The sequence below is a fragment of the Curtobacterium phoenicis genome, from assembly GCF_047238015.1.
Taxonomy (GTDB): domain Bacteria; phylum Actinomycetota; class Actinomycetes; order Actinomycetales; family Microbacteriaceae; genus Curtobacterium.
Genome location: NZ_JBDFLZ010000002.1, coordinates 966,910 through 989,853, shown reverse-complemented (window position 1 = coordinate 989,853; position 22,944 = coordinate 966,910). Strand labels below are relative to the sequence as shown.

Genomic DNA, 22,944 nt, shown 5'->3' with positions numbered 1-22,944 from the left:
CGGTTGACGGACCGGACTCTGGACCTCGACACCCTCGAGGTCCTCGTCCGCGTCGCGGAGACCGGTTCGTTGACCCGCGCGGCTGAGGTGTTGGGGGTGACGCAGCAGGCGGTGTCTGCGCGTTTACGTGCCGCGGAGCAGGCGGTCGGTCAGCCGCTGGCGCTCCGGGCGGCATCCGGGACCGCGCTGACCGACGCCGGTCGGGTGGTGCTCGGTCTGGCTGTTCCGGTGTTGGAGACCTCCCGGCGGCTCGAAGCAGGAGTTGCCGCACTCGGAGAACCCGTGGGGTCCCTCGTGGTTGCGGCGTCGCAGACGATCGCCGAACTCCTGCTGCCCGGATGGTTGCTCGCCCACCGGGCCGTGACACCCGAGGCGTCGGTGCGCCTGATCGCGGGGAACTCCGCCGCGGTGACCGACCTCGTTCGCTCCGGCGCTGCCGACGTCGGATTCACGGAGACCCCTGCTGCGCCACCTGACCTGTCCTCGCTGGTGGTCGACGAAGACGAACTCGTGGTCGTCGTCGCTCCGCATCATCCGTGGGCAAGCGCTTCGGTCATCACCGCGGATGAGCTCGCGGAGACGCCGCTGCTGCTCCGGGAGGAAGGGTCCGGCACCCGCGCCACGGTCGAGGCATGGCTCGACGACGCGGGACTGACCCTAGCGCCGCCGGCGGCGGTGCTGGAGACGACGGGCATCATCCGCGCCAACGCTCGGGCAGGCATCGCGCCCGCGGTGATGAGTCTCCGCACGGTCGACACTGACCTCGCCGACGGCGCCCTCGTCCGGGTGCCGCTGCTCGGCCCGCCACTGATCCGGTCGCTGCGTGCGATCTGGTCGGGCCACCCGAGGCCTGCTGTGACGGCGTTCCTGGACACCGCCCGCAGCTCGAGCGTCGGTGGTCAGATCAGTCCGTAGGGCAGATCCGGGTGCTGCTCGGCGATCTCGGTGAGCCGGTTGTACTTCGCGACCCGTTCCCCCCGGGCGGGTGCGCCGGACTTGATCTGCCCGGTGCCGGTTCCGACAACGAGGTCCGCGATGAACGTGTCCGTGGTCTCCCCGGATCGGTGCGACACCATGCTGCCCATCCCGATGCTGGTGGCGGTGGCAATCGCTTCGAGGGTCTGTGAGACGGTGCCGATCTGGTTCGGCTTGATCAGTGCCGCGTTCGTCAGCTGCTGTTCGCCGCCGTCGCGGATCCGTTGCGGGTCGGTGACGTAGAGGTCGTCGCCGACGGTCTGGATCCGGCCGCCGAGCGCTGCCTGCATGCGGCGGAACCCCTCATGGTCGTCCTCCGCGAACCCGTCTTCGACGCTCCGGACCGGATACGTGTTGATGAGGTGTCGGTAGTAGTCGACCAGTCCGTCCCGGTCGAGGCTTTCGTCGAGCATCCGGTAGGAGCCGGCGCCCTGGTGGAACTCGTTCGCGGCCGGGTCGAGGGCGATCGCCACCTGATCGACGCCCGGCTCGTGGCCGGCGGCGCGGATCGCGGCGACGAGCAGGTCGAGCGCTTCCTCGGGTGCAGCGATCGAAGGGGCGAAGCCGCCCTCGTCGCCGAGGCCGAGGCTGCCGAACCGGTCCCGCACCAGGCTCGCGAGGGCGTGGTAGACGTCCGCGCCGGTTCGGACGGCGTCGGCCATCGAGCCTGCGTTGACGGGGGCGATCATGAACTCCTGGAAGTTCAGCTTGTTCGCTGCGTGCGCGCCGCCGTTGAGGACGTTGAAGTGCGGGACCGGCATCCGCGGCGTCGAGCCGGTGATCTCGGCGATCCACTGCCAGAGCGGGAGGTCCGCGGCGTGGGCGAGAGCCCTGGAGGCGGCGATCGAGGTGGCAACGACGCTGTTCCCGCCGAGCCGACGGTACCCGGTGGTGCCGTCGAGGTCGGCGAGGGCGGCGTCGATCTGCCCGATCGCCGACCAGGACCGGCCGGTGAGGAGCCCTGAGATGTCGGTGTCGATCAGGTGCAGCGCCTGGGTGACGTCGCGGCCGCCGAACGCGGAACCGCCGTCGCGCAGCTCGACGGCTTCGTGGGCGCCGGTGGAGGCGCCCGCTGGGGCGTCCCCGGTGACGGTGCTGCCGTCGTCGAGTTCGAGGGACACGCGGACGGTCGGGTAGCCGCGGGAGTCGAGGATGCGGGCGGCGTGGACGGCGTCGATGGTGATCGGGTGGTCGTGGTGGGTGACGTACTCGCCCTGATGGGCTCCGTGATGGTGGATGCCGCTGATGTAGTCGTTCATGGTGACGCTCCTTCGGTTCGGGTCATACGTCGAGCTGGCGGGTGGTTGCGGGAAGCCGCGGGGAAGCGGAGGGACAACCTGCTGGCGATCACTCGGCGCCAGTGCCTCCCCGCGGCAGTCTGTGGACCCGTAGGTCACGGGTGTCGGGTGTGGGCGTCCTGTGCGGTGCGGATGATGGCTTCGGCAGCAGCACGGTCGGCCCACCCATTGGTGGTGACGTGCTTGCCGTGCTCGATCTCCTTGTAGTGGGAGAAGAAGTGCTCGATCTCCGCCAGCGTGTGCTCCGGCACGTCGGTGATGTCCTGCAGCTGCGCGAAGCGGTCGTCGTTGGCGGGGACGGTGAGGATCTTGTCGTCGCCGCCGTTTTCGTCGACCATGCGCAGCATCCCGACCGGCCGGACCGTGATGACGACGCCGGGGAACGTGGGACGGGGTAGGAGCACGAGGGCGTCGAGGGGGTCGCCGTCATCGCCGAGGGTGTTGTCGATGGAGCCGTAGTCCTGGGGGAACACCATGCTGGTGAACACCGCCCGGTCGAGCCGGATCCGGCCGGTGGCGTGGTCGACTTCGTACTTGTTGCCGCTACCGCGGGGAATCTCGATCGTGACGTCGAACAGCATGGATGCCTCCGGTTCTGGAGCGGGTGTGTGGTCCGTGGGCGGGGTGGTCACAGGGTGCCGCCGAGGAGGATGCCGGCGGTCGCGGCGGTGACGGAGACGACGAGCATTCCGAGACCGTTGATCGCGGCGGCGGTGATGCGGCCGCTGCGGGCGAGGCGGACGGTTTCGAAGCTGGCGGTGCTGAACGTGGTGTAGCCGCCCATCACCCCGGTGCCGAGGACGGCGACCGGCACCGCGCCGAGGTGGGTGGCGGCGCCGACGGTGATCCCCAGCAGCAGCGACCCGGTGATGTTGATCGTCAACGTGCCGACAGGGAGCCGGAACTCTCGGCCGGTGTTGATGAGCCCGTCGAGGAGGAACCGGCCGGCAGCGCCGGCACCGCCGCCGAGGGCGACGGCGAGGACCAGGAGCGGGCTCATGCTTCCTCCGTGCGGGGTCGGAACCAGCCGGCGACGACGAGACCGACCGCGGTCGCGATCGCGCCGGACAGGACGGTTAGGAGTGCGTAGCCGGTGCCGGCGAGGCCGTGCCCGTCGAGGAACAGGGCGGCGGTGGACTCGGCGAGGGTGCTGTAGGTGGTGAACCCGCCGAGGACCCCGGTGCCGAGGAGCAGCCGCAGCACGCGTCGGCGGCCGGCGTCGGGCCCGCGGTGCGCGAGCGCTTCCAACAGCACACCGAGGGCCAGCGCTCCGGTGATGTTGATCCAGAAGATCGACCAACTCGCCCCGCCTTGGGCGGGGAGCAGGCTACTGATGACGTCGCGGAGAGCAGTACCGGCTGCCCCACCGATGGCGACGAGGCCGACGTACCGCCACCGCAGATGCACCGGCCGCATCGCCGTTGACGGGTCGGAGACGTCGACGTCGGGGTCGGAGGGGAGCTGGTCGTCGGGCATCGGGGTGTCCGTTCGGGTGGTCATGTTCCGCCTTCTGCCGCGACCAACGCCGCGGCGTGCTGTGCTGCTACCGGATCGAGGAACGCCCCACCCCGAGGGACGAGAGCACCCGTCGGGGCGAGGTGGTACTGCACGGGTTGCCCGGTCGGCAGGTTGAGCTGCTCGAGCTCCGGGTCGGTGAGGTCGTCGATGCATGCGCAGAGTGCGCGGAGCGAGTTCCCGTGCGCGACGACGAGGACGCTCCGCCCTGACCGCACCATCGGCAGGAGCCGGTCGTGCAGCACGGGACGGACCCGCTCGATGACGTCCGAGAGCGCCTCGGTGCGTCGGAGGGCACCGTCGGGCAGGCCGTGCAGCGCGGAGCTCGACCGCAGTTCCTCCCACAGCTGCAGCGACATCGGTGGCGGTGTGCCGGTACGGGACCTGCGGAGCCGCATGTACTCGTCGTCACCGAGCGTGTGACGGGCGTCGGTCTTCGTCATCCCGGTCAGGGCGCCGTAGTTGCGTTCGTTGAGCTGCCACACCGCTTCCGTGGGCAGCTGCGTCCCGAGGGCGTCGCAGACCAGTTCGGCGGTGCGGACGGCACGGCGCAATGTGGAGGTGACCACGACGTCCGGCGTGATGTGGTTCGACCGGAGGAGCCATCCGGCTGCGGACGCTTGCCGTCGTCCGTGGGGCGTGAGCGGGACGTCGAGGAGCCCGGTGAAGGTGCCGGCTTCGTTCGCGGTGCTCTCCCCATGCCGCAGGAGCGTCAGCGTGCCAGTCACGGGGCTTCCGACGGGAGGAGGACGGTGGCGCCGACCGGGTCGTGCGGGACGACCAGCACCGGCCGGTGCTGCTGATGCGTCAGATGCGCGGCGACGGACCCGGTGAGCAGTTCCGCCATCCGGCGTCGGCCAGCCTGGGATCCGACGACGATCATCACCGCGTCACGTTCCTCAGCCACCGCAGCGAGTGCGTGACTCGGATCTCCGACCCGGGAGAAGAATCTCGACGCCCACTGACCGCGCCGCAGCAAGACCGTGAATGACCCGCACGTCATCGTCGGGAAGCTGCTGCGGGTCGCTGTCCGCCGTGTCCGGGTCGATCGGTTCGATGATCTCCGACCCGTCCGCACGCATCCCCGCTGACAGCAGCGCCGGATCGACGACCACACACACCATCGGGGCGCTGAAGCGTTCAGCGACGGCAGCCGCGACACCGACGACGTCGTGCGCCTGCCCGGACTGCACACCGACGACGACAACACCGGCAGTGTTCGATTCGACCATGACATCTCCCTACCTCAGGCGTGCAGAAGCGCGACCAGCTGAGATAGGGACTGTTGTCGACGAGTGTCGAGGTTGGGTCCGGCAAGCCCCACTGCCGGGTCCGAAGACACCACCAGTATGCACCCACCACCCCATGCCCGCACCGACGATCTTCCGCACCTCGAGAACCGGTCCGCTTCGTGACGCGGGACGACAGGGAAAGAAGCTTGAAGGGCGACACTGAGCGGAGCTGCTCACAGCCGACGCGGACCGCCTCCGAGGGCCCAAGTGTCCGGTTGGGGATCGTCTAGTGAGACATCGTCTGCCTTGCGCGTGCGTGCTTTCACACGTTCGCGCCAATACCGAGATCGTTGCAGCGGAGCAAGGTTGAATTCCGACGAAGGAGGGTCCCGTGTTCGTGCTGCGAGGAGTTGGTGATGCGCTGGCGGCTGCTGGCTCGATGGGGTGGGAGATCCTCTGGCCCCTCGTGCTCGGCTTCACCCTGTCCGGCATCATCCAGGCGATCGTCCGTACGGATCAGATCACCAAGCTGATGCGCGACGACTCGCCACGCGCGATCAGTGTCGCGACCGGGCTTGGCGCCCTGTCATCGTCGTGCTCCTACGCCGCGGTCGCGCTCGCGCGGGCCCTGTTCCGGAAGGGTGCGAGCCTGAGCGCCGCGATGGCGTTCGAGGTTGCGTCGACGAACCTCGTTGTCGAGCTCGGGCTGATCCTGGCGTTCGTGATGGGGTGGCAGTTCACGGTCGCGGAGTTTGTCGGCGGGCCGATCATGATCATCCTCATCGCCCTCGGCTTCCGGCTCTGGATGCGCGGCAGGATCCTCGACGCCGCCCGTGAGCAGGCCGACAAGGGGCTCGCTGGGTCGATGGAGGGGCACGCGGCGATGGACATGTCGGTGCCGGGCGATCAGGGGTTCTGGCGACGGTTGTTCTCGAAGCCTGGGCTGACGAGCGTGTCGCAGTACTTCGTGATGGACTGGGCGTCCGTGCTCCGCGACATCATCATCGGTCTGCTCATCGCCGGCGCGTTCGATGCCTGGGTGCCGAAGGCTTGGCTGCAGGCGGTCTTCTTCGAGGGACATCCGACGTTGGCGTTCATCATCGACCCGATCATCGGGCCGGTGCTGGCGATGGTGAGCTTCGTCTGCTCCGTGGGGAACGTGCCCCTCGCGGCGGTGTTGTGGAACGGTGGGATCAGCTTCGGCGGGGTGGTCAGCTTCATCTTCGCGGACCTGATCATCATCCCGATCATCGTCATCTACCGGAAGTACTACGGCTGGAAGGCAGCCCTCCGGATCACCGGGATCTTCTACGGGGCGATGGTCCTCGCCGGCTACGCCGTCGAACTGCTGTTCACCCCGCTGGGCCTGATCCCTACGAACCGGCATCTGAGCATCGTGGCGACCTCTATCAGCTGGAACTACACCACCTGGCTCAACATCGTGTTCCTGCTGATCGCGTCGTTCCTGCTGGCCGTGTTCATCCGCAGCGGCTCCTGGTCGATGCTACGGATGATGAAGGGCGCACCCGACGACGGCGGCCACGACCACCCCGCACACGAACACTCACACGCCTGACCGCGCGCCGCGATCGAGTTGACTAGCGGACCGGTCAGTGGTGGCCGTGGACGACGGCGTGGCCGAGGCCGCGGCTGATCATCCACCGGTTCACGGGCGTGGTGATCACGAATGCGATCGCGAGGGAGAACAGCAGCGCCGTCCAGAACAGCCAGTCGCTGAGCTGCGCGTCCATCGCGCCGGGGATCGCAACGATGACGGTGTTGTCGATCAGCTCCATGACCGCGATCGACACGGTGTCCGCGGCGAGAGCGACCTTGAACGCAGCGCCGAGGCTCAGACCCGACTTGATGACGCCGCGCATGGTGAGGGCGTAGCCGAAGATGAACGCGAGGACGATTGACAGGACGATCGTGCCGGCGTTCTGGAAGCCGGCAGCGGTGCCGATGACCATGCCGAGGACCTCACCGATCGCGCAGCCGGTGAGGCAGTGCAGCGTCGCTTGCGCAGCCATCGACCACGTCGTCGCCCCGTGCCCGCCGCTGTGGCCGGCGTGCTCGTCTCCGCTCATCTGATGGTGCTCGTGCGTGTCCATGCTGCTCCGATCTGGCGCGGTCGACGCCAACAGTTCACATATACCCCTAGGGGGTACCATGCGCTGTAACGCGAAACTCCACGCGATGTTCCCGGTTCGGCCGGTCGCGGCGGGTTCGGTGTGAATCCGGACACCAGGTTGCCGCCGCCGTTCGGGGTACCGCACCATAGAAGCGCTCCTCCGACCCGTCTGCTCGAAAGACTGATGCTCACCACCGCCACCTCCCCGCGTCGCCGGCTGCTGTTGCAGGCCACGGCGACGCTGGCGTTGCTGCTGCTGGTCGGGTTCACGGTCCTGATGCACACGATGGCCGGGCACACCGCCGGCCACGAGCACCCGATGGCTGCTCCCGCAGCCACCGCCGAGCACAGCCACGTCGCCGCCGGCCACACCGAGCACGCGGCTCCTGCGACTGCGGTGATGACCGTCCTCACCGATGCGGGCTGCGACAGCGGCCTGTGTGCGCTGATGTGCTCGCTGATGGGGATGGCGTGCGCGCTGACGATCGCCCTGTTCACGTGGGCGCTGCTGCGCGCACGGACCGGCGGCATCCTCTACCTGCTCGCGCGGCTTCTCGCGCTGGCTGACCGGCTGCCGCGCCGCATCGCGGCACCGAAACCGCCATCACTGACGGCGTTGCAGATCATCCGCATCTGATCCGCCCCCAGCGGGATCCCACCCCCGATGGGTGGCCTCCGCATGCCCAGAACCGGGAGGCGTCCGCCTGCCCGGAACGCCTGACGCATTCACGGGAACGGAAGATCATGCACACCACCACCACGCGCACGCTCGCGATCGCTGCCGCGCTGACCCTCGGCCTCACCCTCGCAGGCTGCTCCACCAGCAATAGCGGCTCCGACGCGGGCTCGTCGTCCTCGTCGACGTCGGCGGCGTCGGCGCACAACGACCAGGACGTGATGTTCGCGCAGATGATGCTGCCGCACCACAAGCAGGCCGTCGAGATGAGCGACATGCTCCTCGCCAAGGGCTCGGGCGTCGATACCGACGTCGCTGGACTCGCGAAGCAGATCAAGGCCGAGCAGTCCCCGGAGATCAACCAGCTCACCGGTTGGCTCAAGGGTTGGGGCGAGCCGGTCGAGTCGGAGCACTCCGGGATGGGGCACTCCATGTCCGGGATGATGTCCGACTCCGACATGACCGACCTCGACAAGGCGTCCGCGAAGGACGCCGGGAAGCTCTACCTCGAGCAGATGATCCAGCACCACAAGGGCGCCGTCGACATGGCCAAGACCGAAGTCGACAAGGGCAAGAACACCGACGCCGTCGCGATGGCGAAGTCGATCGTGTCCAGCCAGACCGAGCAGATCACCCAGATGCAGGACATGCTCGCGTCCCTCTAAAGCCCCGGCGTGGGTCGCGGCGGGCTCCCCCCTTTCCTGCCGCGGCCCACGACCGGCCCGCCCTCTCCTCCCTGCTCGACTTGCGTTCGGGTCACCCCTCCCGTTTCGGCCTGCCGGCCACCACCACTCTTGGAGCCTGCCCGTGCCTCAGCAGCATCCCCTGACCCCCGCCATTCCCGCACCCCGGACGCGCCGCGAAGCCCTCGCCGCCGAACGCTCCGCCTCAGCCCCGACCGCCAGCCGCACCCGAACCGCGACGATCACTGCCGCTGCCCAGCCGGCGCTGCGGCCGCTACCGACCGTCGCGGCTGCACCCGCAACACCGGTCCGCTCACTGCGGTCACGCGTTCTCGCCGCGGTCCCGATCACTGGTGCCGCGGCCGCGATGGCGCTGTTCACCGCTGCCGCGGCGCTGCCCGCGCAGGCGACGACCGGCTCCGCCGCAGTCGTGTCCAGTGTCGCTCCTGCCGCCGCCGGGCAGAGCTTCACCGCGTCCGGGCTGGCCCTCACGGTCGACCGCGATGGGTACACGATCACCAAGCCGGCCCCGAAGCCCGTGATCACCAAGACCGCACCCGCCTCGCAGGCCGCGCCAACGGGGGCCACACCGGCCTCGACGAAACAGAGCGTTCCCACGACCACGGGCGGCACGATCGTGAACACCGGAATCGGCGACATCCGATGGCCTGTCGCCGGAACTATCACCGTCAGCTCACCGTTCGGTCCGCGAAGCGCCCCATGCGCGACCTGCTCGTCGATTCACCAGGGCGCGGACCTCACCCCCGGCGCCGGCACCCCCATCGGAGCTGTCGCTGCCGGCACTGTCCGAGTGTCGACAACGCACCCCGAGTACGGGCAGTACGTCATCATCGACCACCAGATCGACGGTCGCCTCGTGTCCACCCTGTACGCGCACATGATATTCGGCTCCTCGCCGCTTCGCCCAGGCGACACCGTCGCCGTCGGGCAACTCGTTGGCCTCGTCGGCAACACCGGCGCGAGCACCGGTGCGCACCTGCACCTGCAGGTCATGCCTGGCGGCACCACACCCATCGACCCGATCCCGTGGCTCACCGCCAACGCCGGACGCACGCTGTAGCACCTAGCCCCAGCGGTGTCCAACCAGCCATCGGCTATTAAGACGGGTGGAGGGGGCGCCCTCGTATAACAATGCGAGTCAGCGCCCACTGCCTTGTCGGAGGCCTTGGAGGTAGGCGTTGTAGTTGTCGAGCTCAGTGTCTCCATGCCGGTCGGCTTCGCGAGTGGCGCGAGCGGCTTTTCGGGAGTCCTGTCGCTGCCAACGGATGATGCTGGCGAGCAGGATGATGGCGACCGGTAGCTCGCCGTACGTCCAGACCAGACCTCCGGCGAGTTGCTGATCGCGAAGTGCGGTGGTCTCGAACTCGGCGCTCGGCGAGGCGAATGTCGCCACAAGGGGTGCGCTGCTGAACATCAGGGTGAGCCCGAATGCGGCATGGATCTGCATCTCGACGAACGCATCGACGATGCGGATGACGTACGACGTGCGCCGGGGAAGTGGGTCAACGGTTGCGAGCGGCAGCATGATCACTGTGCCAAGAGCCACGAACGTCAGTTGGAGCGCGATTCGACCTGCTTCCGTGGAGAGAAGCGCATCCGCTGCCCCGGTGAGGTAGAGCCCGAAGAGGGGCACGACGAGCAGCGGCACGACTGCCAGCGGATGCAGGATCAGCCGGGCGAACGGGGATCGGAGAACGCCGACCGCCAGCCTGAGCACACGGCGGCCGAATCCGCGACGCGGCATGCCTCGCAGGAGCACCGTTCCCGGGGAACCGAGAATCAGCAGCGGCGGGACGATCAGCAGCAGAGTCAGCTGCTGGAACATGAACGCTGAGAGCAGCTTGCGGCTGTAGGTCTGGAGGCCGGTTGTCGTCGCTGTGAACATGACCGCGCACCCGAGGATGAACACCACGGCCCGACCGAGAGCTGGGGCACGCGGTCCGCGCCGGGCGTTGACGTACAGGACGAGGTAGGTCGTCGCTAGGAGAACAGCGACGACCGCTACGGGCGACAGCGGTCCCGTCGCCCAGGACCAGAGGACGTTCGAATCGAGACGGGGCATCGTTACAGTCGCTCCTGCTGTTCAACCGGGCAGCTCCGTCGAGCTCGTTCTCGGTGAACGCTGTCGGTGAGTGGCGGTTGCATCGTTTCCTCGTCTGCGGTGGTGACGGCTGATCGCGTTGAGTCGGCGACTCAGCGGGGGGAACTGGGTCGTCGTGGCTTGGTCTCAGATCGGCATCGTGGTTCCGGAGATGAGGGCTTGCATGGCGTACATGATGCGTGTCCATACGCCGGTGACCATGGCCGCGCCGGTGAGGATGAGGATCGCGCCGCCGATGATGTTGACCGCGCGGATGTGGGTGCGTAGGAACCGGACGGTGTTCTTCGCCCAGCCCAGTCCGGCTGCGATGAGGACGAACGGGATCCCGAGGCCGAGGCAGTAGGCCAGGCCGAGGAGTGCGCCCCGGCCCGCGGTGCCCGCGTCGAGGCTGAGTGCGGTGATGGTGGCGAGGGTGGGGCCGAAGCACGGGGTCCAGCCGAGACCGAAGGTCGCGCCGAGGAGCGGTGCGCTGGTGAGTCCCGTGGGTGGCCGCCAGGACGTCCGGACGGTGCGCTGCAGTGGGCGCAGTAACCCGATGAAGGCTGCTCCCATCACGATGACGATGACGCCGAGGAGCCTGATGATGAGGTCCTGCCATTGCACGAGCCAAGTACCGAGGGCGCCGAACAGTGCACCGTAGGCGATGAACACTATGCCGAATCCGGTGACGAACAGCAGCGCGCCGATGATGGTGCGTCTGGTCGTGGATGCGGCGACGGATCCGGTGACGTAGCCGAGGTAGCCCGGCACGAGTGGCAGCACGCACGGGGATGCGAAGGAGATCAGGCCGGCGAAGAGCGCGATCGGGATCGCTGCAATCATCTGCCCGCTGAAGACGGCTTCCTGCCAGTTCATCGTTCCAGCTCCTCACGTGGGCAGGCTGCGTCGAGCGAGGTCATCGCAGCTTCTCTGACGTCGAGGTCGCCGCGTTGGTGGTGGCGGTGGTAGCTCCGCGGTGGCGGCGTTTGGACGGCGAGGTGCGTGCGTAGGTGAGGGCGAGGAGGCCGACGCCGACCGCGATGGCGATATCGGCGATGTTGCCGATGGCCAGATTGGCGTAGTTGATCATGTCGACGACGACGCCGCTGCCGAATTGGTCGCCGCGGGCGAGCCGGTCTAACAGGTTGCCGACGGCGCCGCCGAGCAGCACGCCGACTCCTGCGGTGTATTTCGGCGGGATGCCGAGGACGGTTCGGGTGAGGAGTCCGATGACGACAACGGTCGAGGCCAGCGACAGGATCCAGGTCGTGTCGCTACCGAGGGAGAACGCTGCCCCGGTGTTGAAGGCCAGCCGCAGGCCGAGCAGCTCTCCCACGAGGGGGATCGTCCGGTGCGGGTCGAGGTGCCAGAGGGCCCACTGCTTACTGATCTGGTCGAGGACCGCGATGGCGGTACCGGTGACGATGACCGCGATGAGTGTGCGCCGGGATCGCCAGCGTGATCGTTGTCGGTCAGCGCCGACGGGTGCGGGCTGCGTCATCGGCGCAGCTCGTCGTCGATGAGTGTGGACAAGGTGCCGGGTCCATCGATCGCGCCGACGATGCGAGCGGCGACGCGACCCTTGGTGTCGAGCACGATGGTGGTGGGGACAGCGTTCGGGGCTACTTCACCGGAGAGCGCCAACTGCATCCGGGCCTGATCATTGTCGAGCACGCTGGGGTAGGGGATGTTGAAGCGCCGTTCGAAGGCGTCCGCTGTGCCCTTCGCGTCGCGGACGTTCACGCCGATCATTTGCACGTTCTGGTCCTGGTAGCGATCCCAGACGGTATTGAGGTGCTTCGCTTCCGCGCGGCACGGCGGGCATGCGGCGTACCAGAAGTTGAGCACGACGACCTTGCCCTGAAGGTCGGCGGAGCGCATCGGTTCTCCGTCCGAGGAGACCTCGTCGAAGTCGATGACGGTTTTCCGGTTCGCAGTGGGCACTTGGGTGACAGTGCCGTCCCCGGAGACGTAGTTTTTCGTGCCGCCGTCACGGTATTGCGCGCTCAGACCGGTGTTGGTGTCGCTGTTGGAGGAGCAGCCGGTGAGCACGAGCGCGCTGCTGACGGCGAGCACAACGGTTGCCACGATGATCCGGGTTTGCCGGGGCCTCATTGGGCTTCCTCGAGTGCTGCGTCGACGGCGTCCTGCAGGTCGGTGTACGACTGCAGCGTGACCGGTTTGCCGTTGATGAAGAACGTCGGGGTGCTGCTCACACCGAGCTGGGTGCCGAGGTTGACGTCGTCCTGGATGAGCTTCTGCACGCTGGAGCTGTCGACGTCGCGGTCGTACTGTCGCATGTCGAGGCCGAGGTCTTCGGCGTAGCCGCGGAACCGGTCGGCCTGGGAGTCGGTGCCCCGCTCACCCCACTCGGCTTGCGTCTCGTACATCCGCTGGTACATCGGCTCGAGCTGGTTCTGGCGAGCTGCTGCTTCGACTGCGCTTGCGGAGGTGCGGGAGTTGCCGTGTCCGGGGAGCGGGAAGTAGCGGAACCCGAACGTGATCTTGCCGGCGTAGTCCTTCCGGAGCTGTTCGACGTAGGGGTAGAACGCACCGCACGCTTCGCATTCGAAGTCGAGGAACTCAACGACGGTGATCGCTCCGTCGCCTTCCTCGCCGAGTACGTGCGTCGGCGTGAGCGCTTCAGCTGTGGCCGCTGCCGTGCTGGCTGGAGTACCAGCACGGGTGTTTTCGATGTTCGCCCGGATGACGAACACGGCGATGAGGATGATGACGAGCGCTCCGGCGATGACGCCGGAGATGATGCCGATGCGGGCGCTTTTGGTCATGTGCTGGCCTTTCAGTCACGCGCCGCGCGCGTTGAGGAACGGTGTCGGGGGGACGGGGGTGCCGTTCTGACGGATCTCGAAGTGGAGGTGACAGCCGGTGGACAGGCCGGCGTTACCGACTGCGGCGACGGTCTGGCCGGCGCTGACTTTCTGGCCAGCTCGCACGAGCACCCCCGAGGAGAACATGTGCGCGTAGTTGCTGGTGACGCCGCCGCCGTGGTCGATGGTGATGAGGTTGCCGTAGTCGCCATAGGGGCCCGCGTAGGTGACGGTGCCGGCAGCGACGGCGTAGAGGCCGGTGCCGCACGCGGCTCCGAAATCGTCGCCGGCGTGCAGCCGGTAGTAGTTGAGAATTGGGTGGAGGCGGTTGCCGTAGGCCTGGTACGACGAGTACGACCGGATCGGTTTCGTCCATCCGGACGACGACGCGGCCCCTGGGTTCCCGCCTGGTGCAGCCGCTGAGTCTGCAGTGCTTGGTGGGGTCTGTGCTGCGCGGGCCGCAGCTGCTGCTGCGGCGATCCGGGCAGCTTCCGCTCGGGCTGCTGCGACGCGGCGCCGTTCCGCTTCTGCGTACGCCGACTCGGTGTTGAGCGTGTGGTCCCGCAGGACTGCAAGCTGGTCGGTGAGTTCCTGCTTCCGGGATCGTTGCGCCGTCTCGGCCTCGGCAGCCTCTGTGGCGGCTGCCGTAGCGGCAGCGAAGGTGTCAGCTGCCTTCTGCTGCAACCGGTCCCGTTCGCGGCGGGCGGCGGCTGCTTGCTTGGTTAACGCCTCCGCGGTTCCGGCGCGGGTTGCCGCGTCCTCGAGCGCAGCGTTCATGGTGTCGGTCACCTTTGACGCGGTGCCGAGCCGCTCGAGGAGGGTGTCACTATCCGCGGTGATCGATGCGGTCAGGTCACGCCCGGCCGACCGGGACAGGTACGCCGACCACGCCGCGATCTGCTCCTCAGCGCCTGCTGCTTCTGAACGGGCGGTGCTGGCTTGCTTGGTGAGGGTGTCGTACTTGCCGGTTGCGGTGTCCGCTGCATCTTGCGCAGTTTGCAGCTCCTTGCCGCGGGCTGCTGCAGTCTGCTTCGCTGCGGCGGTCGCGGTTTCGAGCTGCTGCACCAGGGCAGTGATCTCCGCGGCTTTCGATTCCGCGGCCGCTTCACTCTTCCGCGCCTCGAGCACATCAGCCCATGTCGGCGCGGTCGCCGCGGCGGCGGGGACGGCTATGACAAAGCTGGCGACGGCGACAGTGAGGGCAGTCACGGCGGCGAGGACATGCCGGCGCATCACTCGGGTGCCTTCGGGCGGCGGCGAGTGAGGAGAAGAATCCCGACGATTGCCACGATGAAGAGGGCGGTCAGGCCGGCAAGGACCCAGATTCCGGCGCTGTTACTCGGGGCCGATTCCGCGCCGGAGGCGGCAGGAGTCGCCGCGGATGACGCTGCAGCTGTCGGAGTGGGGGTCTCCTGCGGGGTTGACGCGGATGGGGTGGGGGAGGGTGTGCTGCCGGTGGAGGTGAACTGGTAGCTGCCGGAGATGGGGTGACCGTCGACAGACACGCTCCGCCAGGTGACGGTGTAGGAACCGGGCGTGGTGATGGTGATCGGCTTGGTGAGGGTGCTGCCGTCCACGGTGATCTGGCCGGTGGTGACTTCTTCATCGTCCGGGTCGACGACGCTGATGATGATGCCGCTCTCCAGCGCTGCGAGCGGCGGCTCTGAGTACGTCAGGGTGATCTGGTCGAGGTCCCCGGCGACAGTACTGTCGGCGGCTGGGTTGGCGGACGCGAGGGCGTCGTGGGCTGCGGCTGGGGTTGCGGTGACGAGGACAGCGGCGAGGACCGCAACGGGAACTGCGGTGGCGATCAGAGCGCGAAGACGCACGGGGAACCTTTCCTAGAAGACACGGCCAGCGTTGGCGCGAAGCCACGTGTCCGGATTGATGGGCGTGGTGCCGTCCTGGTGCACTTCGAGGTGCAGGTGCGCGCCGGTGCTCCGGCCGGAGGAACCGACGAGACCGACCCGGTCGCCTGCGGCCACGGTCTGCCCGACCCGCAGCGGCGAGGAGCCGACGATCATGTGTGCGTAGAGGGTGGAAACCAGTCGACCGTTGATGCGGTGGTCGATGATCGCGTACTGGCCGAATTCCGAATGTCGGCCGGCGACGCGCACGGTGCCGGCAGCGACGGCACCGATCGGCGTCCCCATGCCGGGCGTCAAATCCAGCCCCTGGTGGGCGCTTGAGCAGGTTGCGCATGGGGCGATCCGGTACCCGAACCCGGAGCTCATCGGCACCGGGCCGGGGAACGGCCACTGCACGTCCCCACCGCCGGTCGAAGCCCCCACTGCCGGTATTCCTGACGAGCCTGCCGACGTCGCGGGGGCCGGTGCAGGGGCGGAGACCGTGAAGCTGTCGCGGGCGAGGTTCGGGTCGAGTGCTGCGGCTGCGACGGTCAATGTCTGCGCGGGCGCCGCAGTTGCGAGTGGCATCCCGGGTGTGGCCGCGGCCGCAGTCGGGCCCGGGAGGGCTGCGGACGCGAACAGCACCACCGCTGCCGCTGCCGCCGTCGCGGCTGCAGCTGACGGGACGGGACGCGCCCGACCAGCGGACGTTGCGACCGGAGCCGGCGGCGACATAGTCCGGCGAGGGGTGCTGCGACGACCGGTTCCTGCAGTCACCCGTCTGCGGGTGACGGGGCGCGAACGGGTTTCGAGGCGCTCAGCGGCAAGGGCTTCACGGCGGGTCAGTGGAGCCAAGGGACGTTCGGAGTTGGCAGGGGTGGGTGCGGGAGTATTCACGCGTCGAAAGGTCTTCCGGTGAGGTGCGGGCAGGACGCAACTGACGGCCCCGCAGCGCAGGGTCGTCTGGAAGAGTGATCAGACGCGCGCGATCGAGAGCACCGTCAGCGATACCGCTGATGGTGCTGCCATACGCCGCGGCACCATGGCCACACGGGCGAGCATCTGCGACAGGGTGAACAGCGACCGCCGCGGCGAGGTGATCGCTGCCAGCGCGGCGACCGCGCCAACGACCATCGCCGCCAACCCGAGCAGGGCGCAGAAGATGCTCGCGGCACCATGCTCCGCATCCACATGCGTCGCCGCCGGGTCGACTTCGGCTGTGTCGAGGGCAGATGCGACGGCGCCGGTGAGCGTCGGGATTGCTTCGTCGGTGTGGCTGGCGAGGTTCTGCAGTGTTAGCGCACCCAGCAGCAGCAAGACGGCAGCAACGACCGCGGTGACTGCTCGAAGCAGCCGGAGCGGGAGGTCGTGGCGAAGTGTCGTCATGATCATGTGGGGGCCGTGCGCGGCTTCATCCAGTGTGCAGGACGCGTTCGCGCCGCACAGACTGGATGGTGGCGTGTTGCCGCCGCGCTGATTGTCGGGGATCCGGATGGGAGAGCACTGCAAACCGGCGCCAGTGGCGGGTCGTGCTGCTGTTGGGCTAGTCACGGTCGTTGAGGGCGGCGAGCCGGTCGTTGTAGGCGGTCAGGTCTGCGTCGCCGTCCCGGTCAGCTTGCCGGTCGAGGCGTTTCGCGGTGCGCTCTTCCGAGCGTCGCCAGTTCCGGACGACGAGGAGCGCGACGAACACCATCGGCAACTCACCCGCTCCCCAGGCGATCCCGCCGCCGGTGCGTTGGTCCGCCAGGAGCGCTGCGGTGTCGGTCTGTCCGAGAGCACGGAACCAGTCGAGCGCGTACACGGTTGCGCTGCTCATCACCGCGACGCCGAAGAACGCGTGGAACGCCAGCGTCGCCAGCAACGCGATGATCAGGATCGGGTACGGCGGCCGGCGGGGGCCGGGGTCGATTCCGACGAAGACCCAGAAGAACAGGTACCCGCTGAGCACGAAGTGCAGCACCATCGCGACGTGCCATTCATGGGACTGCATCGACGCTTGGAACGCACCTGTGAAGTAGAACGCGACCAGCGAGCCGGCGAAGATGACACCGGCGACGGCGGGTTGGGCGAGGAACTGCATCCACTTCGAGTGCACGAACAGCAGCAGCCACTCGCGGGCGCCACGGGAGCCGTCGTTGCGGATCGGCAGGGTCCGGAGGGCAAGGAGAACTGGACCGCCAAGGACCAGCGGCAACGGGACGAACATCATCAGCAGCATGTGCTGGATCATGTGGCTGGAGAAGTGGATCATGCCGTACACGGCGGGGCCGCCGTTCATCGTCCAGATGAACACCGCGCAGCCGAGCACCCAGCTGATCGTGCGACCGATCGGCCACCGATCGCCGCGCTGCCGTAGTTTCCGGACGGCCAGGAGATACCAGACGATCCCGGTCACGGCGAGGGCGGTCCACACCCAGTCCCAGTGCCATGCGGTGAGAAACCGTTGAAGCGTCTGCGGATCCGGGTACGTGTACCCGATCAGCCCGTCGCGCGTGTCCGCGCCAACTGTAGGGGCCTGTGGGATCGGCGGCTGGCTGCGAGATACGGCCACGGATGCGCCGATGGCGATCGCCATGAACACGATTTCCGCTAACGCGAACCGGACGAACAGCCGTCGGTTCGTGGGCTCGCGCAGCAGCCCCGGGACGATTTTTCGTCGTTGGACCGCACCAGCAACGCCGAGGAGCACCAGAGCTCCAGCTTTCACGGTAATCAGCCACCCGTAGGAGGTGGTGACCAGGTCCAGCGGGCCGGTGAGACGGAGCGAAGCGTTCACAACGCCGGAGAACGCGACCGCGCCGAACGCCCACCCGGCAAGGGCCGAGTAGCGGGCGATGACCCGGCCGGTGGCACCCTTGGTGCGGGTCCGCAGCAGCAGCACCGCGACGAGCCCCCCGACCCATACGCACACCCCGACGAGGTGAATCGCCAGGGAGTTCACGGCGTTGGCGTGTTCCAGGGAACCCGCGGCGTGACCGGAGAGGGATAGTGGCAGCAGCGCGAAGAGCGCAGCAACGGTCGCGACAGCGAGGGTCGTTACGCGAGTCGCGAAGGCGGCGAGGACTGTTGCAATCAGCGCCGCGATGGCGGACACCAGGTACACCTGGCCTGCCTCCAGGCGGAACAAGAACTCCGGAAAGATCCGGTTGAACACGGCGCTGCCGATGGGAGCGCCAATTGTGTTCGCGCCGGTGAACACGATGCCCGCGACAGCGGCGACGAACCAGACTGCTCCCGATGTTGCCGCCCACCGGGCAGCACGGTGTTGGACGCTGGAGACAGCGCCGTGGTCGGTGCGGCGGGCCGGCAACGCGAACGCGGCCACGATCAACAGCCCAACAGTGACGGCCGCCATCGCGTCATGTAGGACTCGTGCGACGGGCAGCCCCCAACGGACGAGGCTGCCGGCGTCGAGGAGCTGCGTTTCCTCGTTCAGCGCGCCGGTCATCGTCAGGCCGAGCAGCGCGCAGCCAAGGGCAACGGGCACGGCGACGGTCAGCACCGTCACCGTATTGGCACCCTGTCGGCTGAGCTGCTGAGGGGCTGTGGGAGCGGTCACCGAAGCCACCTGCCTGCGCGGGTTTGGGTGCGGTGGTCGGTGCGGGGCATGGAGTCCGATCAGGTGTGTGGGGTGTGCTCGTGCTGCGTGTGACCGGCAGGTTCGAGCTGGAATGTCGAGTGCTCGACGCTGACCTCGAAATGCTCGGCGACACAGGTCTGCAGCTCATCCAGAAGCGCCGGCAGTGAACCGTCTGTGAAGGAGTCGCGGTCGACGATGACGTGCGCCGTCAGCACGGGCAGCCCGGTCGCGATCTGGCTGGCGTGCAAGTCGTGCACATCCACGACGCGGTCCCGTTCCAGGAGGTGCTGCCGCACCGCGTCGAGGTCCAGACCCGACGGGGTGGTCTCAAGCAGCACGCTCACTGTCTCACGAAGCAGCTTGAAGGCCCGCGGAAGGATCAGAACGCCAATCAGCAACCCCGCAATCGCATCCGCGCCACCCCATCCGGTGACCGCGATGACGAGCGCGGCGACGATGACCGCGACGGACCCGAGCGCGTCATTGACGACCTCGAGGAACGCCGCCCGAAGATTGAAGTTCGCGTTTCGTCCGCTGACCAGGACCAGGATCGACGCGATGTTGCCGACCAGGCCGATCACACCAAACGTCAGCAGCCCCGCCGAAGCGATCTCCGGCGGCGCGAACAACCGCTGAACACCCTCGATCAGCACGAACAGACCCACCGCCAGCAGCACCGCAGCCTGCGCGGTCGCAGACAGCACTTCCGCGCGAGCGAACCCCCACGTGCGCTTCGCTGTGGCCGGTCGGCGTGCGAGGTTCGCTGCGATCAACGCGGTCGCGAGGCCGCCGGCGTCGGTGAGCATGTGTGCCGCATCGACCAACAAGGCGAGGCTGTTGGTCAGGATCGCGCCGACCACTTCCGCGACAAGGATCGTCGCCGTGATCGAAAACGCGATTGCGAGGCGCTTGCGATTCACTGCGTGCGCGTGCGCGTCCGCGGCGTGGTCATGTCCGGTGCTCATGCGTCGTGCTCCGCACTGTGGTGGTGTCGCACCACGTCGCCGACCGTGTGCTCGGCTTGGAAGATGGCGTCGTGCACGAGCTTGTTCGCGTGGTCGTTCGCCAGCCGGTAGAACACGCGATTGCCCTCCTGCCGGGTGGTCACCATCCGCGCCATCCGCAGCTTCGCCAGGTGTTGAGACACCGCCGCCTGCGACCGGTCGACCGTCGCCGCGAGATGGTTCACCGACAACTCGTCCTCCCGCAACGCCAGGATCAGGCGAATCCGGGTGGGATCAGCGAGCATCGAGAAGATCTCGGCCGCAATCTCGACGTGAGCATCGTCAAACTCCGACAGTCCCACGTTCGAATATTCGCTCATGCGAATATCCTTGCATGGCGAGCAGGCAGACGGCAACGCCGTGTCCGTCGGTTTCCGTAGTCGACAACTACCAGCTACACGTCATTGGAGACTGTATAGTCACCGCATGCTGACCATTGCTTCGCGGCTTGACGTGATGACCCGTCTCGGACGTGCCCTGGCCGATCCGTCCCGAGCCCGGATCCTGCTTCGGCTGCTGGACGAACCCGGCTACCCGGCACGCCTGGCGGACGAGCTGCAGTTGACCCGCACGAACGTGTCGAACCACCTTGCGTGTCTCCGCGGCTGCGGCATCGTCGTCGCCGTCCCGGAGGGGCGCAGCACCCGGTACGAGATCGCGGACCCGCACCTCACGCGAGCGCTGGGCGCACTGGTCGACGTCGTTCTCGCCGTCGATGACGGCGCCGAGTGTACGGACGAGGACTGCGACGTCCCGCTGTGCTGCGGAGCCGGCGCATGAGCGCCGCGATGCAGCTTGGTGCGCCCCTGACCGCCGCGCGTCGGACGCTGTTGCAGCGACGGGTGCGGTGGATCGTCGCCGCGACGATCACCTACAACGTGATCGAAGCCGTGATCGCGATCGCCGCCGGCACGGTGGCGTCCTCCACAGCGCTGATCGGGTTCGGTCTCGACTCCATCGTGGAAGTGCTCTCCGCTGCAGCGGTCGCGTGGCAGTTCGCCGGCCGCGACCCGGAAGCGCGCGAGCGCACCGCGTTGAAGGTCATCGCGGTGTCGTTCTTCGGCCTCGCGCTGTACGTCACCGTCGACGCCGGCCTCACCTTCGCCGGGCTTCGCGAGCCAGAGCACAGCACCGTTGGCATCGTCCTCGCCGCGGTGAGCCTCGCGGTGATGCCGTTCCTCAGCTTGCTGGAACGGCGCACCGGGAAGGAACTCGGCTCCGCGTCCGCTATCGCTGACTCGAAGCAGACCCTCGTGTGCAGCTACCTGTCCGCCGCGGTCCTGGTTGGCCTACTGCTGAACACGCTGTTCGGGTGGACTTGGGCTGACCCGGTGGCGGGGCTGGTCGTGGTGGTCTTCGCGGTCCGGGAGGGGTTGGAGGCCTGGCGCGGCGACGCGTGTAAGCAGCCGGTGTCGGCGCTGACCGGTGAGCGCGACGTCGACACCTGCGACTGCTGCTGACGGGCTGGGCTCCTTGTGCAGCGCGGGGAGCGGTTCCTGCTCGACTGGTTCGAGTTCGAGGCCATCGCGGACGGGTACCGGCTCTGGTCTGCGGACGATCGAGAGCCCGTCGCGGACGTCGAGGCGCTGCCGGAACAGTGCCAGGTGTGCATGCTCCGCTCGGGGCTCCGGTTCCGATACGACAGTCTCGATGACGTCGAGCGGCGGGTGGGTGCATGTCGCCTGCTCGGTCTGTAGGGGTCTCGGCAGACCGTCCCGCGGCCCATCTGGCTAGGGCGTGTTGATCAAGAGGTTCCGCTCCTCGGTGGGTGAGTCTTGAACGGTGACGCGACAGGAGATCTCTGACGAGGTGTGGGCCGTGATGGAGCCGTTGATGCCGACGGTGACCGGTCGGTCGCGGCCGTGGACGGATCACCGGCTCGCTATCGAGGGGATGGCGTGGAAGTACCGGACCGGTGCGCCGTGGCGTGACGTTCCGGAACGGTTCGGGAAGTGGAACTCGATCTACAAGCGGTTCAACCGGTGGGCCGGGGACGGCACCTGGCAGAAGCTGCTCACCGAGGTGCAGAAGCAGGCCGACGCCGCTGGGGAAATCGACTGGGTCGTCTCGATCGACTCCACGATCGCGCGCGTGCATCAGCACGGCGCGACCCTCGCCCGGGACACAGGGGGCTGTGCCGAATCACAAGAATCCGTGGTCCGAGCCGCCTGATCACGGGATCGGACGCTCCCGCGGCGGGCTGACGACCAAACTGCACCTGGTCTGCGACGGCCGCGGCCGGCCGCTGAGCATGATGATCACCGCCGGGAACATCAACGACACCACGATGATGAGCGCGGTGCTGGAGAACATCCGCGTTCCCCGCGACGGGAAGGGCCGCCCCCGCACCCGCCCCGACCGGGTGCTCGCCGACAAGGGGTACCCCTCAAGGGCGAACCGCGCCTGGCTCCGCGACCGGAGGATCGCGGCGACCATCCCCGAGCGGGACGACCAGATCGCGCACCGCCGCAAGAAGCCGGGCCGGCCGATCGCTTTCGGCGACAAGCAGAAGGAACGCTACAAGGGACGCAACGTCGTAGAACGCTGCTTCAACCGTCTCAAGCAGTGGCGCGGCATCGCGATGCGCTCGGACAAACTCGCCCGCAACTACCGAGCCGCCGTCAGCCTCGCCGCGGCGCTGATCTGGATCAAGACCGATCTCCGCCGAGCGCTTCGCGCTCCTGCAGCGTGCGCTCAAGCTGTCCCACCGTCGGCGCACCCGCAAAGCCGCGCTCGGTCAGATAGACCCTGCACGCCAAGTCGGCAGTGTTCCCCTGGGACGGGAACAAGTCCTGACCGTCCAGAAGAATCGTGGGCGAGCCCGCGAAACCAGAGCTCACCGCCTCAGCCTCGGTGCGGATCAACACGAACTCCACCGGAACATCGCCCCGTCCGATCGAGTCGAGCACCAGCCGTACTCGATCGCCCGCCTCCTGCCAATTCGGGCAATCCTCGATATGCAGCACCTGGATCTTCATACGCCCATTCTCCCGCGCAACTCGCGGCGGCTGGCCACCCCGCACCTTCTTGATCAACACGCCCTAGGAAGACGGGCCATTGGTGCTTGCAATCTC

At 67.8% G+C, this 22,944-nt stretch carries 29 protein-coding genes; 9 read left to right on the top strand and 20 right to left on the bottom strand.

The features are described from left to right. Window positions 1-3 precede the first annotated feature (3 nt). On the top strand, window positions 4-915 hold the full coding sequence (locus ABC270_RS05025) for a LysR family transcriptional regulator (RefSeq protein ID WP_289473898.1): 912 nt from the start codon (window positions 4-6) through the stop codon (window positions 913-915). Here the strand turns inward: ABC270_RS05025 and eno are convergent. The 7 genes from eno to ABC270_RS04990 all read right to left on the bottom strand — a co-directional run bounded on the left by eno (window position 900) and on the right by ABC270_RS04990 (window position 5,020). Further along, the gene (gene eno, locus ABC270_RS05020) at window positions 900-2,234 is read right to left on the bottom strand and encodes a phosphopyruvate hydratase (protein WP_251155643.1); all 1,335 of its coding nucleotides are present in this window, start codon (window positions 2,232-2,234) and stop codon (window positions 900-902) included. The genes ABC270_RS05025 and eno overlap by 16 nt on opposite strands. 134 nt (window positions 2,235-2,368) lie before the next feature. Next, window positions 2,369-2,854, bottom strand: coding sequence for an inorganic diphosphatase (locus ABC270_RS05015; RefSeq protein ID WP_251155644.1), 486 nt, complete (start codon window positions 2,852-2,854; stop codon window positions 2,369-2,371). A gap of 47 nt (window positions 2,855-2,901) precedes the next feature. After that, window positions 2,902-3,273 (bottom strand): fluoride efflux transporter FluC, encoded by a 372-nt coding sequence (locus tag ABC270_RS05010; RefSeq protein ID WP_251160802.1) that lies wholly within the window; start codon window positions 3,271-3,273, stop codon window positions 2,902-2,904. After that, window positions 3,270-3,773, bottom strand: coding sequence for a fluoride efflux transporter FluC (locus ABC270_RS05005; protein ID WP_217508192.1), 504 nt, complete (start codon window positions 3,771-3,773; stop codon window positions 3,270-3,272). The genes ABC270_RS05010 and ABC270_RS05005 overlap by 4 nt, the downstream gene beginning before the upstream one ends. Beyond that, window positions 3,770-4,516, bottom strand: coding sequence for a 2,3-bisphosphoglycerate-dependent phosphoglycerate mutase (locus ABC270_RS05000; RefSeq protein WP_251155647.1), 747 nt, complete (start codon window positions 4,514-4,516; stop codon window positions 3,770-3,772). The genes ABC270_RS05005 and ABC270_RS05000 overlap by 4 nt, the downstream gene beginning before the upstream one ends. After that, window positions 4,513-4,695, bottom strand: a complete 183-nt coding sequence (locus ABC270_RS04995; RefSeq protein WP_412879779.1) for a universal stress protein — start codon at window positions 4,693-4,695, stop codon at window positions 4,513-4,515. Before ABC270_RS04995 ends, ABC270_RS05000 begins: the two co-directional genes overlap by 4 nt. Continuing rightward, window positions 4,688-5,020 (bottom strand): hypothetical protein, encoded by a 333-nt coding sequence (locus ABC270_RS04990; RefSeq protein ID WP_412879778.1) that lies wholly within the window; start codon window positions 5,018-5,020, stop codon window positions 4,688-4,690. Before ABC270_RS04990 ends, ABC270_RS04995 begins: the two co-directional genes overlap by 8 nt. A 391-nt stretch (window positions 5,021-5,411) precedes the next feature. On the opposite strand from ABC270_RS04990, the gene ABC270_RS04985 reads away from it, so the two are divergent. Next, window positions 5,412-6,596, top strand: a complete 1,185-nt coding sequence (locus ABC270_RS04985; RefSeq protein WP_251155648.1) for a permease — start codon at window positions 5,412-5,414, stop codon at window positions 6,594-6,596. Window positions 6,597-6,630: 34 nt separating this feature from the next. Here ABC270_RS04985 and ABC270_RS04980 read toward each other — a convergent pair whose 3' ends face one another. Next, window positions 6,631-7,107 carry a DUF4396 domain-containing protein gene (locus ABC270_RS04980; protein WP_412879777.1) on the bottom strand — a complete coding sequence of 159 codons (477 nt, stop codon included), beginning with the start codon at window positions 7,105-7,107 and terminating at the stop codon, window positions 6,631-6,633. A gap of 228 nt (window positions 7,108-7,335) precedes the next feature. Here ABC270_RS04980 and ABC270_RS04975 point away from each other — a divergent pair, with 228 nt between their 5' ends. The 3 genes from ABC270_RS04975 to ABC270_RS04965 all read left to right on the top strand — a co-directional run bounded on the left by ABC270_RS04975 (window position 7,336) and on the right by ABC270_RS04965 (window position 9,591). Further along, window positions 7,336-7,788: a hypothetical protein gene (locus ABC270_RS04975; RefSeq protein ID WP_251155650.1), complete on the top strand. Its 453-nt coding sequence runs from the start codon at window positions 7,336-7,338 to the stop codon at window positions 7,786-7,788. A 107-nt stretch (window positions 7,789-7,895) separates the two neighbouring features. Then, on the top strand, window positions 7,896-8,492 hold the full coding sequence (locus tag ABC270_RS04970; protein WP_251155651.1) for a DUF305 domain-containing protein: 597 nt from the start codon (window positions 7,896-7,898) through the stop codon (window positions 8,490-8,492). A gap of 385 nt (window positions 8,493-8,877) precedes the next feature. Next, window positions 8,878-9,591, top strand: a complete 714-nt coding sequence (locus ABC270_RS04965; RefSeq protein WP_175325088.1) for a M23 family metallopeptidase — start codon at window positions 8,878-8,880, stop codon at window positions 9,589-9,591. Between the two features lie 78 nt (window positions 9,592-9,669). On the opposite strand, the gene ABC270_RS04960 is transcribed toward ABC270_RS04965, so the two are convergent. The 12 genes from ABC270_RS04960 to ABC270_RS04905 form a co-directional block, all read right to left on the bottom strand. Continuing rightward, window positions 9,670-10,593 (bottom strand): cytochrome c oxidase assembly protein, encoded by a 924-nt coding sequence (locus tag ABC270_RS04960; RefSeq protein ID WP_412879776.1) that lies wholly within the window; start codon window positions 10,591-10,593, stop codon window positions 9,670-9,672. Window positions 10,594-10,758: 165 nt separating this feature from the next. After that, the gene (locus ABC270_RS04955; RefSeq protein WP_175325090.1) at window positions 10,759-11,487 is read right to left on the bottom strand and encodes a cytochrome c biogenesis CcdA family protein; all 729 of its coding nucleotides are present in this window, start codon (window positions 11,485-11,487) and stop codon (window positions 10,759-10,761) included. Window positions 11,488-11,527: 40 nt separating this feature from the next. After that, a complete protein-coding gene (locus tag ABC270_RS04950) occupies window positions 11,528-12,112 on the bottom strand; it encodes a signal peptidase II (RefSeq protein WP_175325091.1) in 585 nt (194 codons plus the stop codon). Further along, a complete protein-coding gene (locus ABC270_RS04945; RefSeq protein WP_251155653.1) occupies window positions 12,109-12,699 on the bottom strand; it encodes a TlpA family protein disulfide reductase in 591 nt (196 codons plus the stop codon). The genes ABC270_RS04950 and ABC270_RS04945 overlap by 4 nt, the downstream gene beginning before the upstream one ends. A gap of 23 nt (window positions 12,700-12,722) precedes the next feature. Further along, entirely contained in the window at window positions 12,723-13,400 is a 678-nt protein-coding gene (locus ABC270_RS04940) for a DsbA family protein (RefSeq protein ID WP_175325093.1), read from the bottom strand. A gap of 15 nt (window positions 13,401-13,415) precedes the next feature. Then, complete coding sequence (locus tag ABC270_RS04935) at window positions 13,416-14,648, bottom strand: M23 family metallopeptidase (RefSeq protein WP_251155654.1); 1,233 nt, start codon at window positions 14,646-14,648, stop codon at window positions 13,416-13,418. Window positions 14,649-14,671: 23 nt separating this feature from the next. Beyond that, window positions 14,672-15,268 carry a copper resistance CopC family protein gene (locus ABC270_RS04930; RefSeq protein WP_175325095.1) on the bottom strand — a complete coding sequence of 199 codons (597 nt, stop codon included), beginning with the start codon at window positions 15,266-15,268 and terminating at the stop codon, window positions 14,672-14,674. Window positions 15,269-15,280: 12 nt separating this feature from the next. Further along, complete coding sequence (locus ABC270_RS04925; protein ID WP_376983871.1) at window positions 15,281-15,703, bottom strand: M23 family metallopeptidase; 423 nt, start codon at window positions 15,701-15,703, stop codon at window positions 15,281-15,283. Between the two features lie 558 nt (window positions 15,704-16,261). Further along, entirely contained in the window at window positions 16,262-16,678 is a 417-nt protein-coding gene (locus ABC270_RS04920; protein WP_175325097.1) for a hypothetical protein, read from the bottom strand. Window positions 16,679-16,829: 151 nt separating this feature from the next. Continuing rightward, window positions 16,830-18,854 (bottom strand): bifunctional copper resistance protein CopD/cytochrome c oxidase assembly protein, encoded by a 2,025-nt coding sequence (locus ABC270_RS04915; protein WP_412879775.1) that lies wholly within the window; start codon window positions 18,852-18,854, stop codon window positions 16,830-16,832. 50 nt (window positions 18,855-18,904) lie between these two features. Next, window positions 18,905-19,831, bottom strand: coding sequence for a cation diffusion facilitator family transporter (locus ABC270_RS04910; RefSeq protein ID WP_412879774.1), 927 nt, complete (start codon window positions 19,829-19,831; stop codon window positions 18,905-18,907). After that, a complete protein-coding gene (locus ABC270_RS04905) occupies window positions 19,828-20,190 on the bottom strand; it encodes an ArsR/SmtB family transcription factor (protein WP_251155656.1) in 363 nt (120 codons plus the stop codon). The genes ABC270_RS04910 and ABC270_RS04905 overlap by 4 nt, the downstream gene beginning before the upstream one ends. Before the next feature lie 106 nt (window positions 20,191-20,296). Between ABC270_RS04905 and cmtR the strand changes: the two genes are divergently transcribed. The 4 genes from cmtR to ABC270_RS04885 all read left to right on the top strand — a co-directional run bounded on the left by cmtR (window position 20,297) and on the right by ABC270_RS04885 (window position 22,901). Further along, window positions 20,297-20,650: a Cd(II)/Pb(II)-sensing metalloregulatory transcriptional regulator CmtR gene (gene cmtR / locus ABC270_RS04900; protein WP_251155657.1), complete on the top strand. Its 354-nt coding sequence runs from the start codon at window positions 20,297-20,299 to the stop codon at window positions 20,648-20,650. Then, window positions 20,647-21,330: a cation diffusion facilitator family transporter gene (locus ABC270_RS04895; protein ID WP_175325101.1), complete on the top strand. Its 684-nt coding sequence runs from the start codon at window positions 20,647-20,649 to the stop codon at window positions 21,328-21,330. Before cmtR ends, ABC270_RS04895 begins: the two co-directional genes overlap by 4 nt. A gap of 322 nt (window positions 21,331-21,652) precedes the next feature. After that, window positions 21,653-22,042, top strand: coding sequence for an IS5 family transposase (locus tag ABC270_RS04890; protein WP_007929259.1), 390 nt, complete (start codon window positions 21,653-21,655; stop codon window positions 22,040-22,042). Next, a complete protein-coding gene (locus ABC270_RS04885; RefSeq protein WP_374109597.1) occupies window positions 22,005-22,901 on the top strand; it encodes an IS5 family transposase in 897 nt (298 codons plus the stop codon). The genes ABC270_RS04890 and ABC270_RS04885 overlap by 38 nt, the downstream gene beginning before the upstream one ends. The last annotated feature ends 43 nt before the right edge of the window (window positions 22,902-22,944 follow it).

Bases quoted from the DNA above. Each gene is read 5' to 3' on its own strand.
- ABC270_RS05010 (WP_251160802.1), bottom strand. From the start codon at position 3,273: ATGAGCCCGCTCCTGGTCCTCGCCGTCGCCCTCGGCGGCGGTGCCGGC.
- ABC270_RS04910 (WP_412879774.1), bottom strand. From the start codon at position 19,831: ATGAGCACCGGACATGACCACGCCGCGGACGCGCACGCGCACGCAGTG.
- ABC270_RS04920 (WP_175325097.1), bottom strand. From the start codon at position 16,678: ATGATCATGACGACACTTCGCCACGACCTCCCGCTCCGGCTGCTTCGA.
- ABC270_RS04980 (WP_412879777.1), bottom strand. From the start codon at position 7,107: ATGAGCGGAGACGAGCACGCCGGCCACAGCGGCGGGCACGGGGCGACG.
- ABC270_RS04905 (WP_251155656.1), bottom strand. From the start codon at position 20,190: ATGAGCGAATATTCGAACGTGGGACTGTCGGAGTTTGACGATGCTCAC.
- ABC270_RS04960 (WP_412879776.1), bottom strand. From the start codon at position 10,593: ATGCCCCGTCTCGATTCGAACGTCCTCTGGTCCTGGGCGACGGGACCG.
- ABC270_RS05015 (WP_251155644.1), bottom strand. From the start codon at position 2,854: ATGCTGTTCGACGTCACGATCGAGATTCCCCGCGGTAGCGGCAACAAG.
- ABC270_RS04990 (WP_412879778.1), bottom strand. From the start codon at position 5,020: ATGGTCGAATCGAACACTGCCGGTGTTGTCGTCGTCGGTGTGCAGTCC.
- cmtR (WP_251155657.1), top strand. From the start codon at position 20,297: ATGCTGACCATTGCTTCGCGGCTTGACGTGATGACCCGTCTCGGACGT.
- ABC270_RS05005 (WP_217508192.1), bottom strand. From the start codon at position 3,773: ATGACCACCCGAACGGACACCCCGATGCCCGACGACCAGCTCCCCTCC.
- ABC270_RS04965 (WP_175325088.1), top strand. From the start codon at position 8,878: ATGGCGCTGTTCACCGCTGCCGCGGCGCTGCCCGCGCAGGCGACGACC.
- ABC270_RS04955 (WP_175325090.1), bottom strand. From the start codon at position 11,487: ATGAACTGGCAGGAAGCCGTCTTCAGCGGGCAGATGATTGCAGCGATC.
- ABC270_RS04970 (WP_251155651.1), top strand. From the start codon at position 7,896: ATGCACACCACCACCACGCGCACGCTCGCGATCGCTGCCGCGCTGACC.
- ABC270_RS04975 (WP_251155650.1), top strand. From the start codon at position 7,336: ATGCTCACCACCGCCACCTCCCCGCGTCGCCGGCTGCTGTTGCAGGCC.
- ABC270_RS04940 (WP_175325093.1), bottom strand. From the start codon at position 13,400: ATGACCAAAAGCGCCCGCATCGGCATCATCTCCGGCGTCATCGCCGGA.
- ABC270_RS04950 (WP_175325091.1), bottom strand. From the start codon at position 12,112: ATGACGCAGCCCGCACCCGTCGGCGCTGACCGACAACGATCACGCTGG.
- ABC270_RS04895 (WP_175325101.1), top strand. From the start codon at position 20,647: ATGAGCGCCGCGATGCAGCTTGGTGCGCCCCTGACCGCCGCGCGTCGG.
- eno (WP_251155643.1), bottom strand. From the start codon at position 2,234: ATGAACGACTACATCAGCGGCATCCACCATCACGGAGCCCATCAGGGC.